This window comes from Duganella margarita (genome assembly GCF_009857535.1).
Classification (GTDB): domain Bacteria; phylum Pseudomonadota; class Gammaproteobacteria; order Burkholderiales; family Burkholderiaceae_D; genus Rugamonas; species Rugamonas margarita.
In genome coordinates, this window is sequence record NZ_WWCS01000023.1 from 16,269 (window position 1) to 29,671 (window position 13,403).

Genomic DNA, 13,403 nt, shown 5'->3' on the forward strand with positions numbered 1-13,403 from the left:
TAAAAAAAAGCGGCCCCGCAGGGCCGCCGAATGCTGTCCGGAGACTCAGGCAGCGTGTGTTTCCGTCACACCGCCTACCCGATGCAGCTCCACCGTCGCCGGCTTGCCGAAGCTGGACAGCAGCGCGGCCTCCTTCTGCTTGGCCGCCGCCAGGTGGCGCTCCTTTACATGGCCGTAGCCGCGGATGTCTTCCGGGATGCTGGCGATGGCGACGGCTTGCGCCAGGTTCTCCGCCGTCAGCTTGGGCAGCAGGCCGGCCACGGTGTCACGGTACTCGCCGATCAGCGCGCGCTCCATCTTGCGTTCCGCCGTGTAGCCGAAGACATCCAGCGCCGTACCGCGCAGCCCCTTGAACTTGGCCAGCACGCCGAACGCCTTCATCATCCATGGGCCGAATTCCTTCTTGATCAAGTGGCCCTGCGCGTCGTGCTTCGCCATCAGCGGCGGCGCCAGGTGGAATTTCAGCTTGATGTCGCCCTCGAACATGCCGGCGATTTTCTGCTGGAAGGCGCCGTCGGTGTACAGCCGGGCGACTTCATATTCATCCTTGTAGGCCATCAGCTTGTAGTAGTAGCGGGCGACGGCTTCGGCCAGGCGGGTGCTCTTGCCCAGTTTCGCCTCTTCCGCGCGAACCTGATCGACAAACGATTTATACTGTTTGGCGTAATTCGCGTCCTGATACGCGGTCAGCAGCTCCACGCGCTTGGCGATGATGTCGTCCAGCGTCTGAATGCGTTTGAACTCGATCACCTTGGCCGGCGTGGTCAGCTTGGTCACCGACGCCAGGTCATGCGCGGCGGTGCGTCCCCAGTTAAAGGCAGCCTTGTTGAAGGCGACCGACACACCGTTCAGTTCAATCGCCTTGATCAGCGAAGCTTCGCTCAGCGGCACAAAGCCCTTCTGGAACGCGTAGCCCAGCATGAACATATTGGTGGCGATGGAATCGCCCATCAGCGCGGTGGCGATCTGGCCGGCATCGACGAAGTCGACATTATCGTTGCCGCAGGCGCGAATGATTTCACCACGCGACGACGCATCCGGGAACTGCCAGTCCGGGTTCTTGACGAAAGCAGCCGTCGAGGAACCGGTCGAATTGATCATGGCGCGCGTGCGGCCTTCGCCCATACGCGACAAGGCGTCACGCGATGCGGTGACGATCAGGTCGCAGCCGATCACCAGATCGGCGCTGCCCGTGCCAACGCGGGTCGAATGCAGATCGCTCTGATGATCCGCCAGGCGCACGTGCGACATCACCGGGCCGCCCTTCTGCGCCAGACCGCTCATGTCCAGCACGATCGCGCCCTTGTTCTCGACGTGGGCCGCCATGGCCAGGATCTGGCCCACGGTCACCACGCCGGTGCCACCGATGCCCGTGATCAGGATGCCGAACGGCGTCTCGGTCGATGGCAGCGTCGGCATCGGCAGCACGGCTTGCGGGCCGGCATTGGCACCACCTTCGGTGGCGGCCTTCTTAGGTTTCTTCAGCGCGCCGCCTTCCACCGTCACAAAGCTCGGGCAGAAGCCGGTGGTGCAGGAGAAGTCCTTGTTGCACGACGATTGATTGATCTGGCGCTTGCGGCCCAGGTCCGTTTCCAGCGGCTCCACCGACAGGCAGTTGGACTGCACCGAGCAGTCGCCACAGCCTTCGCACACCGCCTCGTTGATGACGGCGCGCTTGGCTGGATCCGGGTATTCGTTGCGTTTCCGGCGGCGGCGCTTCTCGGATGCGCAGGTCTGGTCATAGATCATGGCCGACACGCCCGGCTTGTCGCGCAGTTCGCGCTGCACGTCCATCAATTCGCTGCGATGGCGCACGGTGACGCCTTCCGCCCATTTGTAATCGGCCGGGTATTTTTCCGGCTCGTCGGTGACGACGATAATCGGCGTTACGCCTTCGGCCGCGATCTGGCGCGAGATCATGCCCGGATCGAGCGGACCATCGAACTGCTGGCCGCCGGTCATGGCCACCGCGTCGTTGAACAGGATCTTGTAGGTGATGTTGACCTTGGCCGCCACCGCCGCGCGGATCGCCAAAATCCCCGAGTGGAAGTAGGTGCCGTCACCCAGGTTGGTGAACACGTGCTTCTCGTTGGTGAACGGCGCCTGCCCCACCCACGTCACGCCTTCCGCCCCCATGTGGGTGAAGGTCGAGGTCTCGCGGTCCATCCACAGCACCATGTAGTGACAGCCAATGCCGGCCAGCGCGCGCGAGCCTTCCGGCACCTTGGTCGACGAGTTGTGCGGGCAGCCGGAGCAGAAGTACGGCGTGCGGTCGGTTTGCGGATTGGACTTGGTCGGCAGCGTTTTCAGCGCCAGCTCTTTCGCTTCCAGATACGCCACGCGTTCCTGCACACGCTTGGCCACCGGATGGCCGGCGCAGTAGTGGGCGATGCGCGACGCGATGGCGCGCGCAATCTGCGCCGGATTCAGTTCATAGGTGGCCGGCAGCAGCCAGTCGCCGTGGCCGGTCTTGCCCTTGTTGCTCCATTCGCCGGTGTCGTCGAACTTGCCGACCACGCGCGGACGCTCGCCGTCCGGCAGGTTGTACAGCTCTTCCTTCAGCGCGTATTCAAGGATCTGGCGCTTCTCTTCCACCACCAGGATCTCGTCCAGGCCCTTGGCGAATTCGTGCACGCCGTCCGCTTCCAGCGGCCAGGTCATGCCGATCTTGTACAGGCGGATGCCGATATCGGCGGCCGCTTGTTCGTCGATGCCCAGGTCGGCCAGCGCCTGGCGCGTGTCCAGATACGATTTGCCGGCAGTGATGATGCCAATCTTCGGCTTCGGCGAATCCCAGATGATCTTGTTCAGCTTATTGGCGCGGCAGTACGCCAGCGCGGCGTACCACTTGTAGCTGTTCATGCGGACTTCCATATCCAGCACGGTGTCCGGCCAGCGAATATTCAGGCCGCCTTCCGGCAGGTCGAAGTCGGTCGGCAGCTGGATCTGCACGCGGTCCGGATCGAAGTCCACCACGGCGCCGGATTCGATGATGTCGGTCACGCACTTCATCGACACCCACAGGCCCGTGTAGCGGCTCATCGCCCATGCGTGCAGGCCGTAGTCGATGTACTCCTGCACCGAGGCCGGATACAGCACCGGAATGCCGCAGGCGTTGAGGATGTGGTCCGACTGGTGCGCGGTGGAGGACGACTTGGCCGCGTGGTCGTCGCCGGCCAGTACCAGCACGCCGCCATGCTTGGCCGAGCCGGCGTTATTCGCGTGCTTGAAGACGTCGCCGCAGCGGTCCACGCCGGGGCCTTTGCCGTACCACATGGAAAAGACGCCGTCGTATTTGGCGTCCTTGAAAAGATTGGTTTGCTGGGTGCCCCACACGGCGGTCGCCGCCAGGTCTTCGTTCATCCCGGGATGGAATTTGACGTGGTGCGCGTCGAGGTATTTCTTGGCCTTCACCGCCGTCATGTCGACGCTGGTGACCGGCGAGCCGCGATAGCCGGTGATGTAGCCGGCCGTGTTCAAACCTGCCTTGAGGTCGCGCTCACGCTGCATCATCGGCAGGCGTATCAGCGCTTGCGTGCCGGTCATGAACGCGCGGCCGCGTTCCAGGGTCCATTTATCGTCCAGCGTAATGTCGGCCGGATCCAACTGCAAACCCTTGTGAGGTGCATTCATTGTCTTGTCTCCAATATTCTCGAATCTGCGCGGCAGTGCCGGGTAGGCTCTGCCGCGTTCGCGCCGGTGCTCTGTCTATGTGCTTTGCTACCGGCCTTGTACTACTTGGATACTACTTTGGTACTACTCTACTCTTTATGCAGTGGCCTTGCTTGGGTCCTGCAGTACGCCGCGCTTGATCTGGTCCAGTTCGATAGACTCGAACAGCGCGCGGAAGTTCCCCTCGCCGAAGCCCTGATCGCCCTTGCGCTGAATGATCTCGTAGAAGATCGGACCGATGACGTTCTGCGTGAAGATTTGCAGCAGCAGTTCGCGCTCGGTCTCATTGCTCTGGCCATCGATCAGGATGCGCAGGCGGCGCAGCTCTTCCAGGCGCTCGCCGTGGTTTGGCAGGCGACGGTTCACCAGCTCATAATAAGTCTCGATGGTGTCCTGGAAGGCGATGCCGGTCTTCTTCATGCCTTCGATCGACGAGTAGATATCGTCGGTGCCCAGCGCAATGTGCTGGATGCCTTCGCCATGGTACTCGTCCAGGTACTCGGCGATCTGCGATTTGTCGTCCGACGATTCATTGATCGGAATGCGCACCTTGCCGCACGGGGAAGTCATGGCTTTCGACTTCAGGCCGGTCAGCTTGCCCTCGATGTCGAAGTAGCGCACTTCGCGGAAGTTGAACATCTTCTCGTAGAAGTCCGCCCATTCCTTCATGCGGCCGCGGTGGACGTTGTTGGTCAGGTGGTCGATATAGGTCAGGCCATGGCCGACCGGATTGGCTTGCGCGCCGGGGATGGCGACGAAGTCCACGTCATAGATGCTGATATCGCCGATCGCGCCCTGCTGGGCATCGGCGTTCTTGCCGCGCCAGCGGTCCACCAGATAGATCAGCGAATCGCCCACGCCCTTGATCGCCGGGATATTCAGTTCCATCGGGCCGGTCTTGTTATCGAAGCCCCAGGCGCCCTTTTCCAGCATGGACTTATAGGCAAACGCCGCATCCTGCACGCGGATGCCGATGGCGCACACCGACGGACCGTGATGGCGCGCGAAGCGCTGCGCAAACGAGTCCTTCTCGGCGTTGATGATGAAGTTGATTTCGCCCTGACGGTACAGGGTGACGTCCTTGTGGCGATGGCGGGCGATGGCGGTAAAGCCCATGCTCTCGAACAGCGCGCCGAGGGCTTTAGGATCGGGGGCAGCGTATTCGACGAATTCAAAACCGTCGGTGCCCATCGGGTTGTCCCATGGCTGGAATTGCATGCGTGTCTCCTTATTCGAATAGCGCACAGTATAGATCCGCTTCGGAAGCAGAAAATTGCAAACAGTTCCCACGCCGCCCCGGTTTGAGCAATAATATTGCCTTAATTTGTAATTTATGAGGTATTTATGACCAAGATTGCGCTGGACAAAACCGATCGTAAGATTCTTTCTATATTGCAATCGGACGGCCGGCTGTCGAACCAGGACGTCGCCGAGCTGGTGGCGCTGTCACCCTCGCCCTGCCTGCGCCGCATCAAGCGCCTGGAGGAGGCCGGCGTGATTCGCCAGTACGTGGCGCTGCTGGACCCGGACAAGATCGGCCTGGGCCTGCTGGCCTATGTGAACGTGCGGCTGGAGAAGCACAGCGAAGCGGCGGCCCACAGCAACGCCCGCGCGCTGGGCGCCGCCAACGCGCCGCCATCGCCGCGCGCCGACTTTGCCGAATCCGTGGCGCAGTGGCCGGAAGTGGTGGCCTGCTATGCGATGACCGGCGAAATGGACTACCTGCTGCGGGTGCACGTGGAAGACATGGACCACTTCTCGCGCTTCATGATGGCGACGCTGCTGCGCCACCCCGCGGTGCTGGATGTGAAGTCGTCGTTCGCGCTTCAGCGCATCAAGGACACCACCGCGCTGCCGCTGGTGTAATTACCGACGCTAATTACCAGAGTTTCGCCAGCGGCAGCGTCACGCCGCCGAACAGCGACCAGTCCTGCGAGGCAGACGTCAGTCCGCGCGCCACGCCAAAGTCGAACACCAGCCGCTTAGTGGGACTGTACGACGCGGCCACCAGCAGCTGCGCGGTGTTCAGCGTGTTTTCGCGGTGGGTGCCGGACAGTTCGCTGATGGCTTGCCATTTGTCGGAAATCGGCGTGGAGAACGCGCTGGCCCAGCCGATCTGCGTGCGGCCGGTGCCGGCGTCATAAGCGCCGAGGCGCGTGGCGTTCAGATTGGCGTCCATGTGCACCGGGCCCATGTCGCGGCTGAAGATGCCGTTGATGCTGTAATCGCTCTTGCCGCTGCCGATGGTGTCCCTGGCTGTCGGCGCCTTGGCTCCAAGCTCCATGCCGAACGCGGTGGCGTCATCGATGATGAAGGCGCGCTTCAGCACAAAGGTGGTGTCGCCAAAGCCGCGCTGGCGCGGGCCGCCGTCTTCCCGTGACGAGACGAAGGACTCGCCTTCAATCAGCACGCCCCACTGTTCATTGAACGCCAGCTTGAAGGTGTACGGCAGGCTGTCACGCCGGCTGTCGCTGGACTTGGCGCTCAGGAAGCCGGTTTCAAATTCCAGCTGGCCGGGCGTCGGCAGCTGCGCCGGCGTGGACACCGACGGGCGATACGGCAGGACGGCATCGTCCTGCGCATAGAGTGGCGCCATCACGGCGCACAAAGTGAGGAATACGAGCGGTTTCATGCCGCGTATTCTACCTGCGATTCAGGAATCGATATGGCGCGCCAGGTGCTGGACGAACGGCTCGGCGGCCAGGAAGCCGATCACGCGGCTGTCCGGCACCTCCTTGCCGCCCTTGAACAGGATGATGCCCGGTGGGCCGAACAAACCGAAACGCTTCATCAGCGCCTTGTCGTCGGCGTTGTTGGCGGTAACGTCGACCTGGATCAGCTTCACCTGTTTCAGCTTGCCCATCACTTCCGGCCTGGAGAAGGTGAAGCGCTCCATCTCCTTGCAGGACACGCACCAGTCGGCGTAGAAGTCCAGCATCACCGGCGTGCTGCTGCCGGCCAGTACCTGATCCAGTTCGGCGCTGGTCTTGATGCGGCTGAAGTGCACCTCGCCACCCTCGCCCGCCGCCGGTTTGTCGGCGCGGGCGATGCTCAGGTGACCGAGTGGCTGCAGCACATCGCGACCAGCGCTGGCGGCGCCGGTCAGCTCAAACAGGCCGACCAGCAGCAAGGCGAGTCCCAATGTCTTGCCGACGTAGGCGCGCAGCTCCGCGCCTTTTTGCAGCGGTTCGAATACGTGCAGGAACATCGCGCACAGTAAAGCGAACAAGCCCCACATGGCCATGTTGACGGTGACGCTGAACACCGGCGACACCATCCAGATGGCGACTGCGATCAGCAGCAGGCCGAAGACCTTCTTCACGCCGTTCATCCAGGCGCCGGCGCGTGGCAGCAGGCTGCCTGCCGAGACGCCGGTCAGCAGCAGAGGCACGCTCATGCCGGCAGCCATCGAGAACAGCGCCCAGCCGCCGGTCCAGACGTTGCGCGTCTGGCTGATGTAGAGCAGCGCGCCGGCCAGCGGACCGGCCACGCATGGGCCGACGATCAGCGCCGACAAGGCGCCCATCACGAACACGCCGGCGAAACGGCCACCGCTCATGCCGTTGCTCTTTTCATTCAGGCGGCTTTGCAGGCTGCTCGGCAGTTGCAGCTGGTAGACGTCGAACATCGACAGCGCGAGCAGCACCAGCAGCGCGCCAAAGGTCAGCAGCACCCATGGCTTTTGCAGTGCGCCAGCCAGGCCTTCGCCAGCCAGGCCGGCCGCCACGCCGAGCGAGGTGTAGACCAGCGCCATGCCGAGCGAATACGCCAGCGCCAGTGTAAAGCCCCGACCGCGCGAGACAGCGCCTTCGCCGACAATGATCGAGGACAGGATCGGCACCATCGGCAGCACGCACGGCGTGAACGACAGCAGCAGGCCGAAGGCCAGGAAGGCCAGGCCGATGCGCCATACGCTGCCGCTTTGCAGCGTGCGCTGGGCCAGCGAGCTGTCGTCTTCATGCGGCGCGGCCGGCGGCGCGGCGGGGGCGGCGGCCGTGGTTGCGGTGGTCTGCGCGGTGGTCTGCGCGACAGCAGGCGGCGACGCCGCAGCGTCATCCACCGTCTTCAGCTTGCCCGGCGCAGCCGGATCCACATGAAAGCTTTGCGACGCCGGCGAGTAGCACAAGCCCGCGTCCGCACAGCCCTGATAGCCGACTTGCAGCGTAAACGGCGCACTAGCCGTCACCGGCAGATCGACCACCAGCTTGTTCTGGTAAGTCTCCATCTCCTTATTGAAGTTGGTATCGAACTTGCGCAAGCCAGCCGGCAGCAGCGGCACGCCTACACTACCGTTAAAACTCAAGCGGTCGCGGTACAAGTGATACTCTGGCGCGATCACCCACGTCAGCCGCACCGTATGCGCATCGACCAGCTCCCCCTGCAGCTGGAACGCCTGTTCCGGCTCCAGAAAATCCCCAGCGCGCGACCAGCCGCTGAACAGGACCAACACCAATGCCATGAAGGCCTTCATCCACTTATTCATATCAGATCCCTATACAACATCTGCCCTTCGTCATCGACGGCCAGATAGGCCATGTCGGACGCATTGAGAAAATCCAGACCATCGCGCTGCTTCAGCATGGCGATGGTGGAACAGCTGCCCGCCGCCACCGCCACCGGCGCCAGCACGCTGACCGAGCGCCAGTAACGCACCGGCATGCCATCGCGCGGATCGAGAATGTGGCAATAGCGCTGCCCATCCAGTTCAAAAAACCGCTCGTAATCGCCGCTGGTGGCCAGCGCGCCTTCGCTGACGTCGATCGTCGCCAGCACGCCCTCGGCTTCGCGCGGGTGCTGGATGCCGATGGACCACGGCCTGCCATCCATGCGCGGCCCGATAAAACGCATATCGCCACCCAGGTTCACGTAGCCGTGCCGCACGCCGGCGTGCATCAGCAAGGTCGCCGCGCGGTCGGCCGCATATTCCTTGCCGAAGCCGCCGAAATCGATCTCCATGCCGGCCCGCCGCAGATAGATATCGAACACGCCGCACTCCACCTGATGCCAGCCGACCAGCGCCAGCAAAGGTTCCAGCACCGCCGCCGGGGGCACGCTTGGCCGGCGAAAATCCCACGCCTTGCGCAGCACGCCGGAGGTGATGTCGAATAACCCGCCACTGGCGCTGAACAGCGCAGCGGCGTAGCTAAACAACTCGGCCGTTTCCCGATCGACCGCCACCGCCTTGCGGCCGGCTTCCGCATTGATGCGCGAGACGATGCTATCCGGCCGGTAGCGCGAATATTTATGCTCGATGCGCCGCACCTCATCCACCGCCTGGTGCATCAGCCGCTGCGCGCTGTCGCCGTCCGGCGCCGCCAGACGGATCTCGCAGCGGCTACCCATGGCGTCGAACAGAATGCGGTGGATCGCGTCGACCATGTCTACCACTGCCGGTTAATCGCGATCTGCACGGTCTGCGCGCGGAAAGCATCCAGTCCCGGACTCCCCTGGTGGAACAGGCGCCAGCTGCCGCGCTGCTGGTAGGCCGACACTTTGGCGTCCACCGACCACAGCTTGTCAATCTGCTTGCTGGCCTTGAGCCCCAGCGTGACCGCGCCGAAACCGGACAGGCGCTGGTCCGCCGACATGTAGCCGGTGCCGTTGTACCCCGGCGGGAACGGCGCTCCCAGCTTGCTGTCGTACACCGGGTCGTAATAGAAGCTGGCGGCGCTTTGCGTGTACAGGCGCACCTCCGGCGTCAGCGTCCAGCCGCCCGACAGCGGCTGCACGTACTCGGCGCCCAGCGTATGGCCGCGGATGCCGAAGCTGTCGCGGTAGTAGCGGTAGCTCAGCCGGGTGGTGCCATCGGTGGCGGCGACGTGGTGGTTCCAGCGCGCCAGCAGCGTAGTCTCCGAGCGGCTGCGCGGACGGTTGTCGAAGGCCTTGTACGGATCGGAGAAGTAGCCGCTGCCATCGTCGTAACCGAGCGTCAGTTGCGCTACGTCGTTCGCCGTCAGCACCTGTGTTACGCCCAGCAGGAAGTTGGTGGTGCGCTTGCGCTCATTGGTGACGATGCGGTTGACCGGATCGATCTTGTCATCGGAATGACCGATGCCGGCGCTCCAGGTGGTGTTGCGGTCCTCGCTCTCGTAACTGCCCTGCAGCGACAGCGCGCGCGACACGTAGTCATGCTCGGTCGAATACGCCGCGCCCACCGTCACGCTGCCGCGCTCCAGATAGCGGGTCAGCGCTACGTCACCGGCCTTGCGGTCATCGCTCATGCGCGAGGCGCCGGAGACCGCCGTGTGGTAACGCGGCGAAGCGCCCGACACGTCATCCTTCACCAGCGTGCCACTGACGCTCCACACGCCTGCCACCGGCGTCATGATCGACACCGACGGCGCATGCACGCGGATGCGGTCCAGGCCCGATTGGCTGTCCTGATAATCCAGGTAGCCGACGCTGATGACGCCATTGGTCGGCGGCGCTTCGGCGTGCGCCTGCACGCCCGGCAGCATCAGCGCCGCCGACAGAATGGATGCGGCCATGCCGCTCTCTTTGTTGATCGTCATGGGTCGTCCTTAATTACAGCCGCAACCACCGCCACCCACACCGGCGCCGCCGGACGAGGCTTCGCGGCTGGTGTAGATATGGTCGTCGTAGCGGTTAAACAGGCTGCCGTCCTTGAAGGTCATTTCGCTGCGCGCCAGCGTGCCCTTCTCCCACGGCTGCACCTTGCCGATCGAAGCGCAGCCACTCAGCACAGCCAATGCTGCCAAAGCCAGTACGGTCTTCATTTGACCCCTCCCAGCGCGGATTGGATCTTGTTTTCCAGCTCGGCGCGATCTGCCTCGCGGAAGCCGGAATGCTCCAGCAGCACCTTGCCGTCCGGTCCAATCAGCACGCTGCTCGGCATACCCTTGATGCCGTAGCTGCGCGGCGTCGCGCCCTGCGGGTCAAAGGCGATGGCAAAGCGCGCCGGCGTAGCGGTCAGGAACTGACGCGCGTCATCGCTCTTGGCGTCGACGTTGACGCCGACGATCTGCAAGCCCTTGCCGCCGTACTTGGCCTGCATCTCGTTCATCCACGGGAAGGACTGGCGGCACGGGCCGCACCAGGAGGCCCAGAAGTCCACATACACCACCTTGCCCTGCAACTTGGCCAGCTTGACCGCGCCATCCAGGCCAGGCAGGTCGAACTGCGGCGCCGGGGCGCCCTTGTCCAGCGCCTGGGCCGAGGATGCCGCAAGTAAGGCGGCCAGCATCATCATCTTCATTTTCATTTGGCACCTCCGTTACGGTTGCGACGACGCCAGCCGATGACGATCAGCGACAGCACCAGCAGCGCGGCCAGCGTTGGATCGGTCACGTCCTGCGAAGCGGAGCAACCACCGCCGCCGTGATTGGACGGCGCGGCATTCGGCATCGAGGCCGTACCTTGGCCGCTCAGCGCGATATTCCAGGTGGTGCTGCCGGACTGGATGGTCACGCTGCCGCTGCTGGCGCCGGCGCTGGTCGGCGTGTAGCCCACCACCAGGTCGCACGAGGCGCCAGGCTGCAAGGTGAAGGGGAAGGCGGCGCAGCCGGTGCTGTCAGCCACCGCAGCGAACGGGCCGCTGAAGGTCGCGCCGGACAGCGTGACGGCGGCAGCACCACTATTGGTCAGCGTGAAGCGGCGTGTCGGTGCAGTGCTACCGATGACGACCGAGCCAAAGTCAAAACTTTGTGGGCTGATGCCCAGCGATGGCGCGGTCACCACTACTGCGACGCCGTTGCCGTTTAGCGTCAGGTGGAACTGCGCGCCGCCGTCGGTCACCAGCAGCAGGTCGGCGCTGCGGGCGCCGGCCGCAGTCGGCTTGAAGGCGGTGGTAATGGTGCAGGTGGCGCCGGAGCTAATCGATACATTGGCCGCGCAAGTACCGCCGACCACGAAGTCGCCCGGATTGGTGCCGCCCAGCGTGAGCGTGGCGATCTTCAGCGCGGCATTGCCGCTGTTGCCCAGCGTGGTGGTGTGCTCGGCGGCGCTGCTGCCGACTTGCGTGTCAGCGAATCCGATCGGGCCGGTTTCCGACAGCGCAGGCTTTGCGGTGGCTTGCGTGGTGCCGGTGCCGGTGATGCCGACTTGCAGCGCCGGTGCATTCGACGCTACTGCCAGCGCAGCGGTCACTGCCCCTTCCGACGTTGGTGCAAAGCTCACGGTGGCGGCGCAATTCGCCCCCACTGCCAGCGTTGCGCCGCAAGTGCTGCCGCTCAGCGTCACAGCGGCGGAACCGGTCACGCCGACACTGCCGATGTTCAGCACCACATTGCCGGTGTTGGCCAGCGTGACCGTTTGCGTGGCAGCCGCCGCGCCGATGGTCTGGGAGCCGAAAGCCACAGCGGACGGCGTGGCGCTCAAGGCTGGCGCAGGTGCGGCGGCGGTGCCGGTCAAGCCGACCGTCACCGAGCCGCCGCCATTCGAGGCATTGGACGACAGGGTCAGGCTGGCGGCAATCGTGCCGGCGCTGGTCGGCGCGGCCTGCACAGTCACCGTGCAGCTGCCACCCGCTGCTACCGGCGTGCCCACTGCGCAAGTACCTGCACGCGTGATGATGGCTGCACTGGCGCCACTGACACTGATGGCGCTGAAGTTCAACGCCGCCTGGCCGCTATTGGTAACGGTGACGCTGGCTACCGACGATGGTGTACCGGTCAGCAGCTTGCCGAAATCGACACTACTCGCCGACAACGCGATGGTCGCCTGCGGCGTCGCATTGCCGGTGCCGTTCAGCGACACGGTGCTGCTGCCGCCGGTGGCGTTATGGGTGATGGTCAGCGTGGCGGCGCGCGCGCCGGCCGCCGTTGGCGTGAAGGTCGCCTGCACGGTGCAGTTGGCGCCCGCCGCGATCGACGCGCCGTTGGTGCAGCTGCCGCCGCCCAGTGCAAAGTCGCCTGCCGCAGCGCCGCCGATCGAGATGGTGCCGATATTCAGCGCGGCGTTGCCGCTATTGGTCAGCGTGGCCGACAACGGCGCGCTGGCCTGGCCGATATTGGCGCCGCTGAAGGTCAGCGTCGTCGGCGCCAGCGACGCCGCCGGCGCCGCTGTCACGTTAGGGTTGCCGATGAAGGCGGCCAGGTCGGCGATTTCCGCCGCCGAGAATTTGCCGTTGAACAGACTCCCCATGCCGCCCTTGTTGGAGGCAAAGGCGCCGGAGATCACCGACGGCTGGTTGGCTGCCGCCAGGATGCCGTTGACGTTATTGGCGGGCGTGGGACCGTGGCAGGACGCGCAACTGGCGCCGCCGCTCACTGGCCCGTTCAGGTACAAGCTCTTGCCGTTCAAGGCATCCGCTGCCTGCGCCGCCTGCGCTGCAAGGCCAAACAGCAGGGCGGCCGACGCCACCCGCGCTATCAATCGATTCATGCCACTCTCCAGTTGAAGTTATAGACCGCAGACTGAGATGGCAAAGGCATTCATGGCGCTATGGGCGACGGCGCACCAGTACCAGCTGCGGGTGCGCTGGTACAGCAGCGCCAGCGCCAGTCCGGGCACAATCACCGCCAGCGCATGCAGCCAGCCGGAGCGCAGGTGCAGCAGGCCAAAGGTCGCCGCCGACACCAGCACCGGCGGCGCCACCGCCTGTGGCGCACGCCGCATCAGCCACTCCTGCAAGCCCGCGCGCACCACCACCTCCTCCAGCACAGGGGATAGCACGAGCAGCAACAAGAGCTGCCGTCCATAGAACTCGGAGATCGGCCACACGGAATGTAGAACCTTTGCTTGCACATCTAGTCTGACCGTGTATTCCGGTC

11 protein-coding genes are annotated in these 13,403 nt (G+C 64.2%); 1 reads left to right on the forward strand and 10 read right to left on the reverse strand.

Translation table 11 applies throughout. The features are described 5' to 3' along the window. Window positions 1–45: 45 nt before the first annotated feature. Both GTP55_RS25085 and hppD read right to left on the reverse strand, forming a co-directional pair. A complete protein-coding gene (locus GTP55_RS25085) occupies window positions 46–3,633 on the reverse strand; it encodes an indolepyruvate ferredoxin oxidoreductase family protein (protein ID WP_161047526.1) in 3,588 nt (1,195 codons plus the stop codon). Between the two features lie 135 nt (window positions 3,634–3,768). Then, window positions 3,769–4,890 carry a 4-hydroxyphenylpyruvate dioxygenase gene (gene hppD, locus GTP55_RS25090; protein WP_161047527.1) on the reverse strand — a complete coding sequence of 374 codons (1,122 nt, stop codon included), beginning with the start codon at window positions 4,888–4,890 and terminating at the stop codon, window positions 3,769–3,771. Window positions 4,891–5,016: 126 nt separating this feature from the next. Between hppD and GTP55_RS25095 the strand changes: the two genes are divergently transcribed. Further along, complete coding sequence (locus GTP55_RS25095) at window positions 5,017–5,538, forward strand: Lrp/AsnC family transcriptional regulator (RefSeq protein WP_110846297.1); 522 nt, start codon at window positions 5,017–5,019, stop codon at window positions 5,536–5,538. A 13-nt stretch (window positions 5,539–5,551) separates the two neighbouring features. Here GTP55_RS25095 and GTP55_RS25100 read toward each other — a convergent pair whose 3' ends face one another. From GTP55_RS25100 to mrtJ, 8 genes are read right to left on the reverse strand one after another with little or no spacing between them, the layout of a single operon-like run. Continuing rightward, on the reverse strand, window positions 5,552–6,304 hold the full coding sequence (locus GTP55_RS25100; protein WP_229258159.1) for a transporter: 753 nt from the start codon (window positions 6,302–6,304) through the stop codon (window positions 5,552–5,554). A 21-nt stretch (window positions 6,305–6,325) separates the two neighbouring features. Then, window positions 6,326–8,155: a protein-disulfide reductase DsbD gene (gene dsbD, locus GTP55_RS25105; protein ID WP_161047528.1), complete on the reverse strand. Its 1,830-nt coding sequence runs from the start codon at window positions 8,153–8,155 to the stop codon at window positions 6,326–6,328. Further along, the gene (locus GTP55_RS25110) at window positions 8,152–9,051 is read right to left on the reverse strand and encodes an FAD:protein FMN transferase (RefSeq protein WP_161047529.1); all 900 of its coding nucleotides are present in this window, start codon (window positions 9,049–9,051) and stop codon (window positions 8,152–8,154) included. The genes dsbD and GTP55_RS25110 overlap by 4 nt, the downstream gene beginning before the upstream one ends. A gap of 2 nt (window positions 9,052–9,053) precedes the next feature. Beyond that, window positions 9,054–10,184 (reverse strand): DUF3570 domain-containing protein, encoded by a 1,131-nt coding sequence (locus tag GTP55_RS25115; RefSeq protein ID WP_161047530.1) that lies wholly within the window; start codon window positions 10,182–10,184, stop codon window positions 9,054–9,056. A gap of 9 nt (window positions 10,185–10,193) precedes the next feature. Next, window positions 10,194–10,409 carry a DUF4266 domain-containing protein gene (locus GTP55_RS25120; RefSeq protein WP_161047531.1) on the reverse strand — a complete coding sequence of 72 codons (216 nt, stop codon included), beginning with the start codon at window positions 10,407–10,409 and terminating at the stop codon, window positions 10,194–10,196. Further along, complete coding sequence (locus GTP55_RS25125) at window positions 10,406–10,894, reverse strand: TlpA family protein disulfide reductase (protein ID WP_202423858.1); 489 nt, start codon at window positions 10,892–10,894, stop codon at window positions 10,406–10,408. Before GTP55_RS25125 ends, GTP55_RS25120 begins: the two co-directional genes overlap by 4 nt. Beyond that, on the reverse strand, window positions 10,891–13,014 hold the full coding sequence (locus tag GTP55_RS25130) for a choice-of-anchor D domain-containing protein (RefSeq protein ID WP_161047532.1): 2,124 nt from the start codon (window positions 13,012–13,014) through the stop codon (window positions 10,891–10,893). The genes GTP55_RS25125 and GTP55_RS25130 overlap by 4 nt, the downstream gene beginning before the upstream one ends. 18 nt (window positions 13,015–13,032) lie before the next feature. Next, a complete protein-coding gene (gene mrtJ, locus GTP55_RS25135; protein ID WP_202423859.1) occupies window positions 13,033–13,317 on the reverse strand; it encodes a JDVT-CTERM system glutamic-type intramembrane protease MrtJ in 285 nt (94 codons plus the stop codon). Between the last annotated feature and the right edge of the window lie 86 nt (window positions 13,318–13,403).